Annotated in this window: 11 protein-coding genes; 5 read left to right on the top strand and 6 right to left on the bottom strand. The window is 39.3% G+C overall.

Annotation, left to right across the window (positions count from 1 at the left end; genetic code table 11):
• Positions 1-51: 51 nt before the first annotated feature.
• The 5 genes from T7867_RS00915 to T7867_RS00895 all read right to left on the bottom strand — a co-directional run bounded on the left by T7867_RS00915 (position 52) and on the right by T7867_RS00895 (position 5,931).
• Positions 52-579, bottom strand: coding sequence for a sigma-70 family RNA polymerase sigma factor (locus tag T7867_RS00915; RefSeq protein WP_068219648.1), 528 nt, complete (start codon positions 577-579; stop codon positions 52-54).
• A gap of 348 nt (positions 580-927) precedes the next feature.
• On the bottom strand, positions 928-1,989 hold the full coding sequence (gene xerA, locus T7867_RS00910) for a site-specific tyrosine recombinase/integron integrase (protein ID WP_221405982.1): 1,062 nt from the start codon (positions 1,987-1,989) through the stop codon (positions 928-930).
• 107 nt (positions 1,990-2,096) lie between these two features.
• Entirely contained in the window at positions 2,097-3,431 is a 1,335-nt protein-coding gene (locus T7867_RS00905; RefSeq protein ID WP_322299744.1) for a dihydrolipoamide acetyltransferase family protein, read from the bottom strand.
• 75 nt (positions 3,432-3,506) lie between these two features.
• Entirely contained in the window at positions 3,507-4,754 is a 1,248-nt protein-coding gene (locus T7867_RS00900) for a competence/damage-inducible protein A (protein ID WP_322299743.1), read from the bottom strand.
• 1 nt (position 4,755) lies between these two features.
• Positions 4,756-5,931 carry a trans-sulfuration enzyme family protein gene (locus T7867_RS00895; RefSeq protein ID WP_273515781.1) on the bottom strand — a complete coding sequence of 392 codons (1,176 nt, stop codon included), beginning with the start codon at positions 5,929-5,931 and terminating at the stop codon, positions 4,756-4,758.
• A 204-nt stretch (positions 5,932-6,135) separates the two neighbouring features.
• On the opposite strand from T7867_RS00895, the gene T7867_RS00890 reads away from it, so the two are divergent.
• Complete coding sequence (locus T7867_RS00890) at positions 6,136-6,918, top strand: DUF6503 family protein (protein ID WP_273515782.1); 783 nt, start codon at positions 6,136-6,138, stop codon at positions 6,916-6,918.
• A gap of 78 nt (positions 6,919-6,996) precedes the next feature.
• Here the strand turns inward: T7867_RS00890 and T7867_RS00885 are convergent, their stop codons facing one another.
• Positions 6,997-7,302, bottom strand: coding sequence for a hypothetical protein (locus tag T7867_RS00885; RefSeq protein ID WP_273515783.1), 306 nt, complete (start codon positions 7,300-7,302; stop codon positions 6,997-6,999).
• 405 nt (positions 7,303-7,707) lie between these two features.
• Here T7867_RS00885 and T7867_RS00880 point away from each other — a divergent pair, with 405 nt between their 5' ends.
• From T7867_RS00880 to T7867_RS00865, 4 genes are all read left to right on the top strand, one after another.
• Positions 7,708-8,184, top strand: coding sequence for a nucleoid-structuring protein H-NS (locus T7867_RS00880; protein WP_157717585.1), 477 nt, complete (start codon positions 7,708-7,710; stop codon positions 8,182-8,184).
• Between the two features lie 73 nt (positions 8,185-8,257).
• Positions 8,258-8,773, top strand: coding sequence for a hypothetical protein (locus tag T7867_RS00875; RefSeq protein WP_394364969.1), 516 nt, complete (start codon positions 8,258-8,260; stop codon positions 8,771-8,773).
• Positions 8,770-9,606 (top strand): hypothetical protein, encoded by an 837-nt coding sequence (locus T7867_RS00870; RefSeq protein ID WP_089082284.1) that lies wholly within the window; start codon positions 8,770-8,772, stop codon positions 9,604-9,606. Before T7867_RS00875 ends, T7867_RS00870 begins: the two co-directional genes overlap by 4 nt.
• Positions 9,593-12,019 carry a leucine-rich repeat domain-containing protein gene (locus T7867_RS00865; protein ID WP_322299742.1) on the top strand — a complete coding sequence of 809 codons (2,427 nt, stop codon included), beginning with the start codon at positions 9,593-9,595 and terminating at the stop codon, positions 12,017-12,019. The genes T7867_RS00870 and T7867_RS00865 overlap by 14 nt, the downstream gene beginning before the upstream one ends.
• Positions 12,020-12,049 lie beyond the last annotated feature (30 nt).

Genomic DNA, 12,049 nt, shown 5'->3' with positions numbered 1-12,049 from the left:
CGCAAGACACAGAGCCGCAATTGTTGTTATACGGTGTTGGCAGGCGTATTTTTATTCTGTTTTACAAATTGAACAATTCGATTCTCCAATTAACTTACCATTTTTATCAAATTCATATTTGCAACATTCGTTGAATTTTTTCTTTAAAATATCCTTTGCTCTCCTAATTCTTACTTTTACATTTTCAAGGCTAATTCCTAATTCTTTGGCAACATCCTTTTGTTTTAGTCCTTTTATATAAATCAGTTCGATTACTTGTCTGTAAATTTTGGGTAAATCATTTATGAATTTATCAAAGCAACATATATATTGAAATTTTTGTAAAGGAATTTCCTTATTTATATCTAATTTTCCTACATAAATGGATTCTTTGTTAAAGTAATTAATCGTTTCGTTACGGGCAATTTGGAAAATCCACGCTTTTGCTTTTTCTTCTTTTTCGAGCTTAGGTAAATTTTTGTGAATTTTTAAAAATGTATTTTGGAAAATATCGTTTGCGGCATCTTTATTTTTAACTTTTTTGAGAATGAAGAAATATAATTCATCATTAAAGTTGTCCCATATTTTTTGAGTTTCCATAATCAAAAATAAATAAAGGTTAGTCAAGAAACCAACCTTTATTGAAATTAACAACAATTACATTTGTCACACTCACATTTAGAGCAAGGACAATTATTTTCCAAACAATTTCCACAATTACATTTAGTGCAATCGCAATTAGTGCATTTACAATTATTCATAACTTTTAAATTTTATCGTTCATTAAGTAGACTGATAAACATCATAAAAGATACTTTTTTTCGTGTTTTTTTTCAATATGACTGCCAACGTTAGCTATCGTGCACTTTTATGCACGATATAAATCATATAATTTAATATTTATGCACGATAGCCATGCATTTCTGATGGCTATCGTGAGTTTTCAATTTAGTCGTCCAGGTTTAAATTATCTAAAGGTGACTGTATTTTTTCCCAACCCTTATGTGTTATATGTGTATAAATTTCTGTGGTCTGACTTGAGTTATGTCCCAATAAAACTTGGATATACCTGATGTCCACTCCTTTTTCTAAAAGATGTGTAGCAAAGCTATGGCGCAAAGAATGTAGAGTAACTCTTTTCGAAAGCTTGGCTCTTTGAATAGCCGAAATAAAAACTCTCCTTAAACTAGAGTCAGAGTATTGCCCGCCATTTTGTCCTTCAAATAGATACTCCTTTGGTCGGTACTTTTTAAAATATTCGCGCAACACCACCAATGCCTTTTGAGAGAGGATCGTTACTCGGTCTTTTTTGCCTTTCCCACCTCTTACAAATACACGCATCTGTTCACTGTCTATATCACCAATATGTAATTTGATCAACTCACCTGCTCTCAGACCTGAACTATATACCATGAGTAGCATTGCCTTGTGCTTTAGGTTATGAACGGAATTTAGAATAGCAGAAACTTCTTTTTCTGTCAATACCTTTGGCAACCTGAACTCTTTGATTGGTCTTTCAATATGGTAGTACCCTCTTTCTCTTCCCAGTACTTTTTCAAAGTAGAATTTTATCGCATTGATATATTGATTTTGACTACTAGTAGATACCTTTTTTTCTGACACTAAATAGGTTTGGAATTCGGCCACGTGGCTATCGTTTAATTGCTCAGGTTCAATTGAATTGAAATGACTCAGAAATTTTTCAAAGAGCGATAAGTAGGTTTGAATGGTGTTGGGGCTGTAACGCCTTCGCTCTAGCTGCTCCAAGTATTCTTTCGGGACTTTAGATTTCTCTTTTAGAATTAGTGTTTTTGACTTATTCGAGCTCTGCAAATTGAAGGCTCTAATAAGCTTTTCTTTTCGCTCAGGTGTAATTGGAAATAGCCAAAGCTTTCTTTTCGGGTGCCACCTTCCTTTGAGTTTTTTTGCCTTTGCAATAAGGTCTGTATCATAGGGCATGGCTATACCAAAAAATGACTTTCCCTCAATATCTATGGTTTCTAGTCTCATGCGTGTTTTGTACAATTTAATAAAAAAGAAAACCCCGACCTGATCGCTCAAGTCGGGGTTTAGTCTTTTATCTAAAATCTAATGTCTACAATCTGAAGTCTTCCGAATCAGAAGCCTCTGTTCAAGTCGAATCTCTCTAGATAGTCGGCTACTCTACGAACAAACATACCGCCTAGTGATCCGTCTACAACTCTATGGTCATAAGAGTGAGAAAGGAACATTTTGTGCCTGATGGCAATGGCATCTCCGGCAGGAGTTTCTACCACAGCTGGTTTTTTCTGTACCGCACCAAGGGCCATAATGCCTACTTGAGGCTGCATAATGATAGGTGTACCCATTACATTACCAAATGAACCTACGTTAGATACGGTGTAGGTTCCGCCCTGAAGATCGTCTGGAGTAAGCTTGTTTTCACGAGCCTTTCTAGCCAATTGGTTTACTCTTTTAGTGAGGCCTACAAGGCTAAGCTGATCTGCATTGTGAATTACAGGAACAATTAGGTTGCCCGATGGCAATGCAACGGCCATACCGATGTTGATGTCTTTCTTTTTGATAATTCTGTTGCCATCAACCTGCACATTCATCATCGGGTAATCTTTCATGGCTCTTACAATAGCCTCAATAAAGATTGGAGTGAAAGTAATAGGCTCGCCTTCTCTTTCTTTGAATTGATTTTTAACTCTATTTCTCCAGTAAACTACATTGGTTACGTCTGCTTCTACAAATGAAGTTACGTGTGGAGAAATGCGCTTACTATCAACCATGCGCTCAGCAATCATCTTGCGCATTCTATCCATCTCAATGATCTCGTCTTCACCTGAAATAGATACTGGCATTGGCTGAGGGGCTCTTTGCGTACTTGTCTGAGCTGCTGCAGGAGCAGGGCTTGCCGCAGGAGTTTGAGTCGCTTGACCACCAGCAGGTCTATTCTTCACATAAGAAAGAATGTCGCTTTTAGTTACTCTGCCTTCTCTACCTGTGCCAGGAACGGTTTCTAGTTCGGCCATAGGAATGTTCTCTTGGCGAGCAATGCTCATTACCAAAGGAGAATAGAAGCGATCTGAAGCTACTTGAGCTGTTTGTCCGTTGTTGTTTGTCGCTGTTGCTGCCGGAGCAGTAGGCTCTGATTTAGTTTCTTCTTGTGCTTTGCCATTGCTAGCAGGAGCCTCAGGTGCAGGAGCTGCAGAGGTAGACTCGCTTGCTTCTGTCTCTATTTTGGCTATTGGTGCTCCAACAGCCACCACATCGCCTTCTTTTACCAAAATTTCTTTCAGAACTCCTCCATGTGTGGCAGGTACTTCCGTGTCCACTTTATCTGTAGCCACTTCAAGTACAGATTCATCTGCCTCAATAGTGTCGCCTTCTTGTTTAAGCCAAGATAGTACAGTACCCTCCATGATACTTTCCCCCATCTTTGGCATTACCATTTCTACTATAGCCATTTCCTTGTTTTTAGCGAATTATAACGTTTGCACTAATCCACAAAAGTAAGTGAATTACCAAATATTATCAAAGTTTTAGCGACTCAAACTTTTCCTTACCAAATTTAATACGGAAATTTGTGTCAATTCAATATTTAATAGTCTATTCTGTGTTAGTTGCAGTTTTTTAGTGATGGTTTCTTTTTCATCAGCAAAAGCAATCCAAACTGTACCAACGGGTTTCTCTTCAGAACCACCTCCAGGTCCGGCAATTCCACTAGAAGAAGCGCCAATATCAGCATTAAATAACTTTCTAGCACCTTCTGCCATTTCTTTTACGCAAGCCTCACTTACCGCTCCATGCACTTCTAATGTCGCAGGTTTAACACCTAGTAGGTTGACTTTGTGGTTGTTGTGGTAAGGGACCACTCCTCCCTGAAAGTACTCTGAAGAACCAGCAATGGTTGTGATTTTATGCTGAACGTAACCACCAGAACAACTTTCGGCCAAGGCGATTGTTTTTCCCTTTGCTTTTAGAAGTTGTCCCACAGCTTCTTCTAATGTAGTATTGTCGTAACCGTAAATATAGGAGCCAGCCAAAGGCATCAAATCGTCAATTAAATCTTGAACATCTTTTTTTAGGTGTTCTCTATTGTCTCCAATAGCGGTGAGTCTAAGCTTTACTTGACCTACGCTTGGCAAGTAGGCCAGAGAAATATGCTCGGGGAGGCTTTCTTCCCAGTCTTTAATTTTGTCGGCTAGGAAAGATTCACCAATCCCAACTGTTTTGATCAGCTTGTGATAGATAACTGGGGTTTGAAAGAACGAAGCCAGTTTGGGAAGAACCAGAGTCTTCATCAGGTTCTTCATTTCATGCGGTACTCCAGGCATAGAAACGAATACTTTGCCATTTTTTTCATACCAAGTTCCAGGGGCTGTCCCTAGTTCATTATGTAGCACTTCGGCTGCTTTTGGAACTAAAGCCTGTCTTTTGTTTAGCTCTGTAAAAGTTCTTCCTCTGCTTTCAAAGAAATGTTTAACGTGAGTCAAAACACTCTCATTCATGACGATCTCGCTGTCGAAGTATTGAGCAAGCATTGGCATGGTGAGGTCATCGTTTGTGGGGCCTAGGCCGCCTGTAATGAGCACCATGTCTGCTCTTGCTTCGGCTTCAGCAAAAGCACCAAGTATGGCTTCTTCAGTGTCGCCAACAGTCGTTTTGCGAACGACCTTTATTCCTAGTTGGTCCAGTTCAGAGCTGATCCATTGAGAATTGGTATCAGTTATTTGTCCGTAGAGTATTTCATCACCAATGGTGAGAATTTCGGCCAGAATTTGCTTCATTTTAATCTTGCTCTAAAGCTTGTTGGATATCGGAAATGATATCATCAATATGTTCTAAACCTACGGAAATACGAATGAGTTCTGGAGTAATGCCAACTTTCTGACGTTCTTCCTCAGAAAGTTTCGCATGAGTGGTAGATGAAGGGTGAGTAGCAATAGTTCTGCTGTCTCCAAGGTTGGCAGTGAGGGAGCACATTTTAAGATTGTTCAAGAAGCTGCGTCCTTTTTCCAGTCCACCTTGAACGCCAAAAGCTACTACAGCACCACCAGCATTCATTTGCTTTTGGGCAATACCGTACTGCGGATGACTCTTTAATCTTGGGTATTTTACCCAACTGACTTTTGGGTGGGTAGAAAGAAACTCTGCTAGCTTCAGGGCATTCTCACAATGTCTGTCCATCCGAACTGCTAGTGTTTCTAAGCTTTTAGAAAGTACCCAAGCATTGAAAGGAGATAGTGCTGGGCCTGTGCTTCGGCTGAAGGCATAAATTTCTTCGATCAGTTCTTTCTTGCCCACCGTGATTCCACCCATTACTCGGCCTTGACCATCAATAAATTTGGTGGCAGAATGAATCACCAAATCAGCTCCGAATTTGATGGGCTGTTGCAGATAAGGTGTAGCAAAGCAATTGTCTACAATCATTAACAGGCCGTGCTTTTTGCAGAAAGTAGAAGCAGCTTCTAGGTCTACCAGGTCTACTCCAGGGTTAGTGGGTGTTTCTAGGTAGAAAAGCTTAGAGTTCGGTTGAACAGCCTTTTCCCAGCTAGCTGGATCGTCTACTTCAACATAAGTGGTTTGAATATTCCACTTCGGTAGAATTTTGGTGAATACTGTGTGTGTAGATCCAAAAATCGATCGGCAACTGATGATGTGATCTCCAGAGTTGCTTAAAGCAGCAAAACTTGAAAAAACAGCAGACATACCGGTTGCAAAAACGTAACCCGCTTCGGCACCCTCCATTAAGCATACTTTATCTATTAGCTCCTGATAGTTAGGGTTGCTGAACCGACTATAGATATGCCTGTCGTTCTCGCCAGCAAATGAAGCCCTCATTTCTTCTGCGTCATCATAAATAAAGCTAGAAGTAAGGTACATGGGAGTAGAATGCTCCTTGGCATGAGTAGGCTCAATTTGAGTTCTAACGGCTTGGGTTTCGAATTTCTGCTCTTTATTCATATAAATCTGCTTAGCCCAAAGTTAAATGTCTTTCTGACTTTTTGTAAGGCTTTTAAAAGCTCATTGGTATTTTAATTTGTGTAATGGCCACTGCTGCTTGCAGTCAAGGAATTTGTAAAAGCTGACTAAGTAATGCACTGAAATGTTCTTAAACTGACAGTATTTTAAATTCTTTAATTTCACCTTTGTACAAAAAATGCCATCATGAAAGAACTCATAGCACTTTCACTATTAATATTTTTAATGGCCTGTGAGGGCAAAAAAGATAGTCAAGAAGTTTCAGAGGTTGTAAAGCCGAGCAATACAGCACATCATATTCCTGAAATCACTGCGGTTTTCGATGCTCACGGAGGCTTCGATACGTGGACTTCATTAAAATCTCTTTCATATAACAGTGGGGGTAGTAAAACACTTGTAGAGTTGCAGAACAGGTATACTCGAATTGAGTCAGAAAATCGAACTGTGGGCTTTGATGGAGAGCAAGTTTGGGTTTATCCTGCTTCTGAAAATGCCGATAGGCAGCGTATGCGTTATAATCTTATGTTTTACTTCTACGCTTTTCCTTTTGTGGTAGGAGACCCTGGGGTAAACTATGAGGTGATGGAACCAATGGAGTTGGCTGGCAAAACTTATAATGCTGTGAAGGTGTCTTACGATAATGGCGTGGGAGATTCTCCTAACGACTCATACATTATTTGTTCGGATCCTGATACCAATAAAATGCATTGGTTGCTCTATATGGCTACTTTTGGTGGTGGAGCAAAAGACAGATATAGTCTGATAAAGTATGAAGGGTGGCAAAATTTTGAAGGTGTGATGTTGCCAACTTCTTTGCAGTGGTATAGCTATGCTGATGGTGAGGTAGGAGAGCCAAGGGGTAATGCTACTACATTTGAGAACATTCAAGTTTCAAAAGAGTATCCGGCTATGAGTAACTTCCAAATGCCCGAGGGAGCGTCTGTGGCAAATATGCCAGAGGGTAATTAGGATAGCATCAAAGATTTTCACCAATAAATAGAGGCTGTTTATTTTAGATGCAGCCTCTATTTTTATTTAATGTGATAATTAGCTACATGGTGTACAAGGGTCTGTTGTTTGTCTAATCACAACATTGTATGGCTTGCATGCATTGGTATCAGATATTGTTCCTCCGCCAAAGAACCCAATAAATATGTTGGCAGTTGCTTTTGAAGCAAAGTATGCTTCGTAACCTGGGGCTTGTCCGGGTATATCCGTTACAACCCAAGCTCTTACATTTTCCAAATAACATTCAGAGCTATTGTTTGTGTTTTTTGCTTTGGCTGGTGTTGCGAACGAGATGATTGCTACTGCGCAAAGACAAAGTAGTAAAGTGATAGTAAGTTTTTTCATTTGTATTTTGTTTGCTTAATGTGTTCTTAAAGTAGTAATTAATATTGTTATAATTAAATAATATGTATAATTGACGGAAAACTTGATGTGTTTAGTTCTTTTCTAAATGTGAATTAGGGTGAGTGTTGGTTCTAATACTTGAATGAGAGTGTTGGGTGGCTATAAAATCCCGTAGAAAAGATGATTTAAAATCAGTGCTTCTTTCTGTCAATTTCAGCTTACACTTTTATAGCTCCGTCATTAAGAATTTACTTGCCATTTTGAGAGGCTTTTTCTCAATTCAAAAATTATTTTTGCCGAACATATCCGCGTTCAACGGTTTTACGTTAAACGCTCGAATTGGAACACTATTTGTCCAATCAGTTCGAAAATGAAAAAAGAGCAACTTAAACAATGTTAATCCAGATGAACAAATCAATTAAATCATTAGCTCTCTTTATGGTTTTAGTTTTAGTATTGGCTTCGTGTAAAAGCAAGAAAGCACTTGTAGATGCACAGCCTGAGCCAGAACCTATGGAAGAGCCGGCTCCTACTCCAGAACCTGAGCCAGAGCCAGAACCTGAGCCAAGAGATGTAAGAAGCGCACCAGAAGCTACTTTAGATACTCGTCTTAATAATTACTTCGCTGCTATTGCTTCTGCTTCATCTAACGATGTAGCCAACAGAAACATCAGAGAGGCGCTAGGTCTATTTAGCAATGGAACGGCACCTGTTCTTATTATAATCTATGCTGCTAATGGCACTGAAGATTACGATGAGCCAACAGATATCACTAAATACCTCAACTACATCAAAGACACAGGAAACAATGTGCACAGAGTGAAAGAAGTAGTGAGAGACCCAAGCGGTAAGATTAAGGAATTGGTATTGGTGAAAAAATAAGAAGAAAATGAACAGAAGATATATTCAATTATTAGCTATCGCCTTCATTGCAGTTTTCACTAGTACTGCGGTAATGGCTCAGAATGCAGTAGATCCGAACAGAGAAAAAGCCATCGATTCATTGGCTTTGGAAAAGGTGAAAGATCTCGGTAAGTACATTAAAATTATCGGAAATAAGAGCACTCCATACAACGAGGCTACTCGCGTAATGGATAGGGCTGAAGAGCTTTTCGCTCCAGGTTCTGAAATGGGTGTTTCATCATTGGCTAAAGAAGAAATCGAATACTACAAGGTAAGAGAGTACTTCCGTAGGTTGATGGCCCTGAATTATGATAAAGTAACCATTGAGTGGTACGATGTACACTACATTTCTGACCTTGAAAGACAGCCTGATGGCAGGTATGTTGGTGTAGTAACTATTTATCAGAAGTTTGAAGGTACTAATGGTGATAAGTTAGCGTATAAGGATACAACCAAAAAGGACATCACTATATACGTAGAAAAGAAAGAGACTCAGATTGCAGGTAGAACTATTGAGTTCTGGGATGTAATTTTGGGTGATATTCGTGTGTCTGAAACTTCGATATGATCAAAAGATTTTTGCTGCTTTCCGGCTTATTAGTTCTAGTAATTCAAGGTAATCTACAGGCGCAGATCGTCTCAGAAGACGATGAAATTGAGCGTCAGCTTTTGGCTAGTACAAAGCAACTGAACCAATTTTTTAGCAGGTTCAATGGTGAAGAAGATACCAAGGGGAGAGAGTTTGAGCCAGAAGACAGGCAATACAGAAATTCAAGATTAAGAAAAAGATTCCTGAGCATTCTCTTCGATGAGGAGAATGCCGGGTTTTCTGAATCTTTATTCGAAGAGTTTGTAAATAAAGTTACCAGTGATGATCAGCCTATTTTTCTAGACCTGCAGGCAAAAGAATGGTTTGCGGTGGTCAATACCACTTTCAGGTATAAAGGAAGGTCTATGCCGCTAACGCTATATATGCAAATCCAAGAAGAGGGGTTGGGTTATGAATGGGTAATTGCTGATATCTCCTTCGAACCATACAAAACACTCTTCGATAAGCAGAGAGGGCAAACTAAAGAGTTTCTGCATCCTATGAGCCATGAGTTAGATTTTATGAACCTGAGAAAAGCAATGGTGAAAGATGGGAGTCCGGAATCATATACATTGGCCGATTTCGAACCAGATTTACTGACTGTGTTCCTTTACGATGTAAAAATGGGGAATCTGACTTTTGAGACGGTTAATAGATTGAATTATCATTTTTTCTCGGTAGACGGATGGTATTTCTCTCTGAATAATTTCAATCGTCCTGGCTACAATACAGGATGGCTCATCTCAGATCTGGTGAAAATCAATGCACAACAAAAAGAAGATCTGTTAAAGCTGCTTTATGATAAGAAATAAACTCATTATTGGGTGTTGCTTCCTGCTGGTTTTCTTTCAAGCTAAAGCACAGGAGTTTGATGCATCTGCTGATCCGAAGATGGAGCAGGCCAAGGGAATGGTAGAAACATTGGCCTATTATTTCAATCTTTTGGGTGGAACCCGTACCTCGGTTTCTGAGAAAGAGACTATAATTAACAGCAGTTACTTAAAGCTTTTTGCCAATGAGAAGGTGCAAGTAGAAGATGACTTGCAAGAGAACAGGTCAACAGTAACTTATAAAGATATTCAGGCTTACTTGAAGGATATAGATTTCTTTTTTGAGGAAGCCGTTTTCGACTTTGAGGTGGAGAAAGTAGAGAAGCTTCAGAAAGATGATGAGAAGCCTTATTACAGAGTAGAGCTCATCAGAAACCTGGAGGCAGTAAGTCTAGGAGGAGAAGAGATTAACTCAACCAAGAAGCGCTATATAGAATTGAATGCTGACGCCAACAATGAGTTGAAAATTGCTAGCATCTATACCACTAAAATCAGTAAAGAGAAACAGTTAAGAGAGTGGTGGAGTGGACTGACTTTAGAATGGAAAAAGGTGTTTAAAAAGAAATTAGGCTTGGTGTATGACAGTCTTTCTAAAGATGAGTTATTCAACTTAGCCACCATAGATTCTCTAGACCTGAAAGGCAACGACCTTATATTGGACTTGGAGCCAATCTATCAACTGACCTCCTTAAAGCACTTAAGAATCAGCAATACTTGGGTTAATGACCTAAAGCCGTTGCTGTCTATCAATAAATTACAGTCGCTAGATGTATCCAATACATCGGTTTTCGATCTACAGTATTTAAAATATCACAAAGACATTAGGAAGCTCAATCTGAGTAATAGCCATGTGGAAGATTTCTCAGTGCTAACAGGTTTTGACAAACTCACAGAGTTGAATCTGAATGGCATAGCAGGTACTGATCTTTCATTTTTAGAGGGGCTTAATGCACTTGGAATATTAAGCTTAGAAGATGCCAAAGGCATAGATGAGGTGAGTTTTGGTCAGATAAAAAGCTTGAGGTCGCTTCATTTAAAGAATAGCGATATTTCTACTGTTCAGGGGATAGCTGCCATGAGCCAGCTTAGTTTGTTGGATCTGTCTGCTACTGAAATCACTTCTTTAGCAGGTTTCGAGAACCTTAAAAGTTTGCAGACCCTGATAATAGACAATACTGAGATTTCTGATTTGACTCCATTATTAGGTCTGACTCAACTGAAGATGGTATACGCCAATGGAGTGGCATTGACAGACGAGGCAATTGATAAATTCAATTCGGCTAGTAGAGCGCTACTTATCACCAATTCAGATCAATTAATGGCTTGGTGGAATGAATTGCCGAGCCCATTGAAGAATAAGTTGGGAGATGTGATGGGCACTTTCAGCCCAGAGGTTGAAGATTTATCGGCATTAGTTAGACTAGACTCTCTAGACGCGAGTCAGTCTGGATTAAAGAGCCTATCTCCACTTACTAGGTTCCAGTCATTGAAATATTTGAACTTAGATGGTAACCGAATCAGTGTGCTAAACGGTCAAGAGCTTTCTTCTCGCCTAGTGACGCTTAGTGTAAATAATACAGACATCAATACGTTGTCTAATCTGTCTTCGCTTAGAAATTTGGAAAGACTTGAAGCCAAGAATACAGCCATTCGTAATCTAGACCAAGTAGCTGAATTACCTAAGTTAGAATTGCTAGATGCCGATGGAAGTAACGTTTCTGCTGAGCAGGTTGCCGACTTATTGAAAAAAAGGCCGAAGGTGAATATTCGTTTTATGTCCGATAAATTGCTTACGTGGTGGGCAGATCTTCCTCCAAACTTGAAGCGAGCATTCGGAGACAATGTAAGGCTGTCTTCTCAGCCAGATAGAGATGAACTTCATACGCTAGTTGCGCAAGAATCTTTAAGTTTTAATGGAGTCAATCTTAATTCTGAGTTTGAAGCATCTCTTCAGCTATTTTTTAGATTGAAAGAGTTAAAACTTCAGCAGGTGAGAACGAATTTAATTACAGACCTGCCTGAATTGCCTGAGTTAGAAAGCTTAGCCTTATTACAAATGCCTATTGCTGATTTAACAGGAATTTCCTCAAAATACCCTAGTCTAAAAAGGTTGAATATTACCAATACGGCTGTTGAGGGTTTAAGGCCGCTTTCAGGTTTAACTGAACTAGAAATGCTAAATTGTTCAGGAACCAACGTAAAGCGCTTTAGAGGGTTAGAGAACCTTCAGAACATGAAGGAGATTGATTGTTCTAATACCAAAGTATTTAGGTTAGATAGACTTTCAGGGTTGCAGAATCTTGAGAAAATCACCTGTTTCAACACAGGCTTGCGTCAGAATGATATTGATAAGTTGCTGGAGAGTCTTCCTGATGTTGAGATTGTTTTCTATTAAGTTCTCTGCCAACTACTCGGGGTCGATTTT

The sequence above is a fragment of the Roseivirga spongicola genome, from assembly GCF_034376045.1.
Taxonomy (GTDB): Bacteria; Bacteroidota; Bacteroidia; order Cytophagales; family Cyclobacteriaceae; genus Roseivirga; species Roseivirga spongicola.
Note: the sequence above shows the minus strand (reverse complement) of the source record. Positions and strands in the feature narration are given on the sequence as shown.

Coding starts and splice junctions, on each gene's coding strand:
- T7867_RS00870 (WP_089082284.1), top strand. CDS start 8,770: ATGATCAAAAGATTTTTGCTGCTTTCCGGCTTATTAGTTCTAGTAATT.
- T7867_RS00875 (WP_394364969.1), top strand. CDS start 8,258: ATGGCTCAGAATGCAGTAGATCCGAACAGAGAAAAAGCCATCGATTCA.
- xerA (WP_221405982.1), bottom strand. CDS start 1,989: ATGAGACTAGAAACCATAGATATTGAGGGAAAGTCATTTTTTGGTATA.
- T7867_RS00905 (WP_322299744.1), bottom strand. CDS start 3,431: ATGGCTATAGTAGAAATGGTAATGCCAAAGATGGGGGAAAGTATCATG.
- T7867_RS00890 (WP_273515782.1), top strand. CDS start 6,136: ATGAAAGAACTCATAGCACTTTCACTATTAATATTTTTAATGGCCTGT.
- T7867_RS00915 (WP_068219648.1), bottom strand. CDS start 579: ATGGAAACTCAAAAAATATGGGACAACTTTAATGATGAATTATATTTC.
- T7867_RS00865 (WP_322299742.1), top strand. CDS start 9,593: ATGATAAGAAATAAACTCATTATTGGGTGTTGCTTCCTGCTGGTTTTC.
- T7867_RS00885 (WP_273515783.1), bottom strand. CDS start 7,302: ATGAAAAAACTTACTATCACTTTACTACTTTGTCTTTGCGCAGTAGCA.
- T7867_RS00895 (WP_273515781.1), bottom strand. CDS start 5,931: ATGAATAAAGAGCAGAAATTCGAAACCCAAGCCGTTAGAACTCAAATT.
- T7867_RS00900 (WP_322299743.1), bottom strand. CDS start 4,754: ATGAAGCAAATTCTGGCCGAAATTCTCACCATTGGTGATGAAATACTC.
- T7867_RS00880 (WP_157717585.1), top strand. CDS start 7,708: ATGAACAAATCAATTAAATCATTAGCTCTCTTTATGGTTTTAGTTTTA.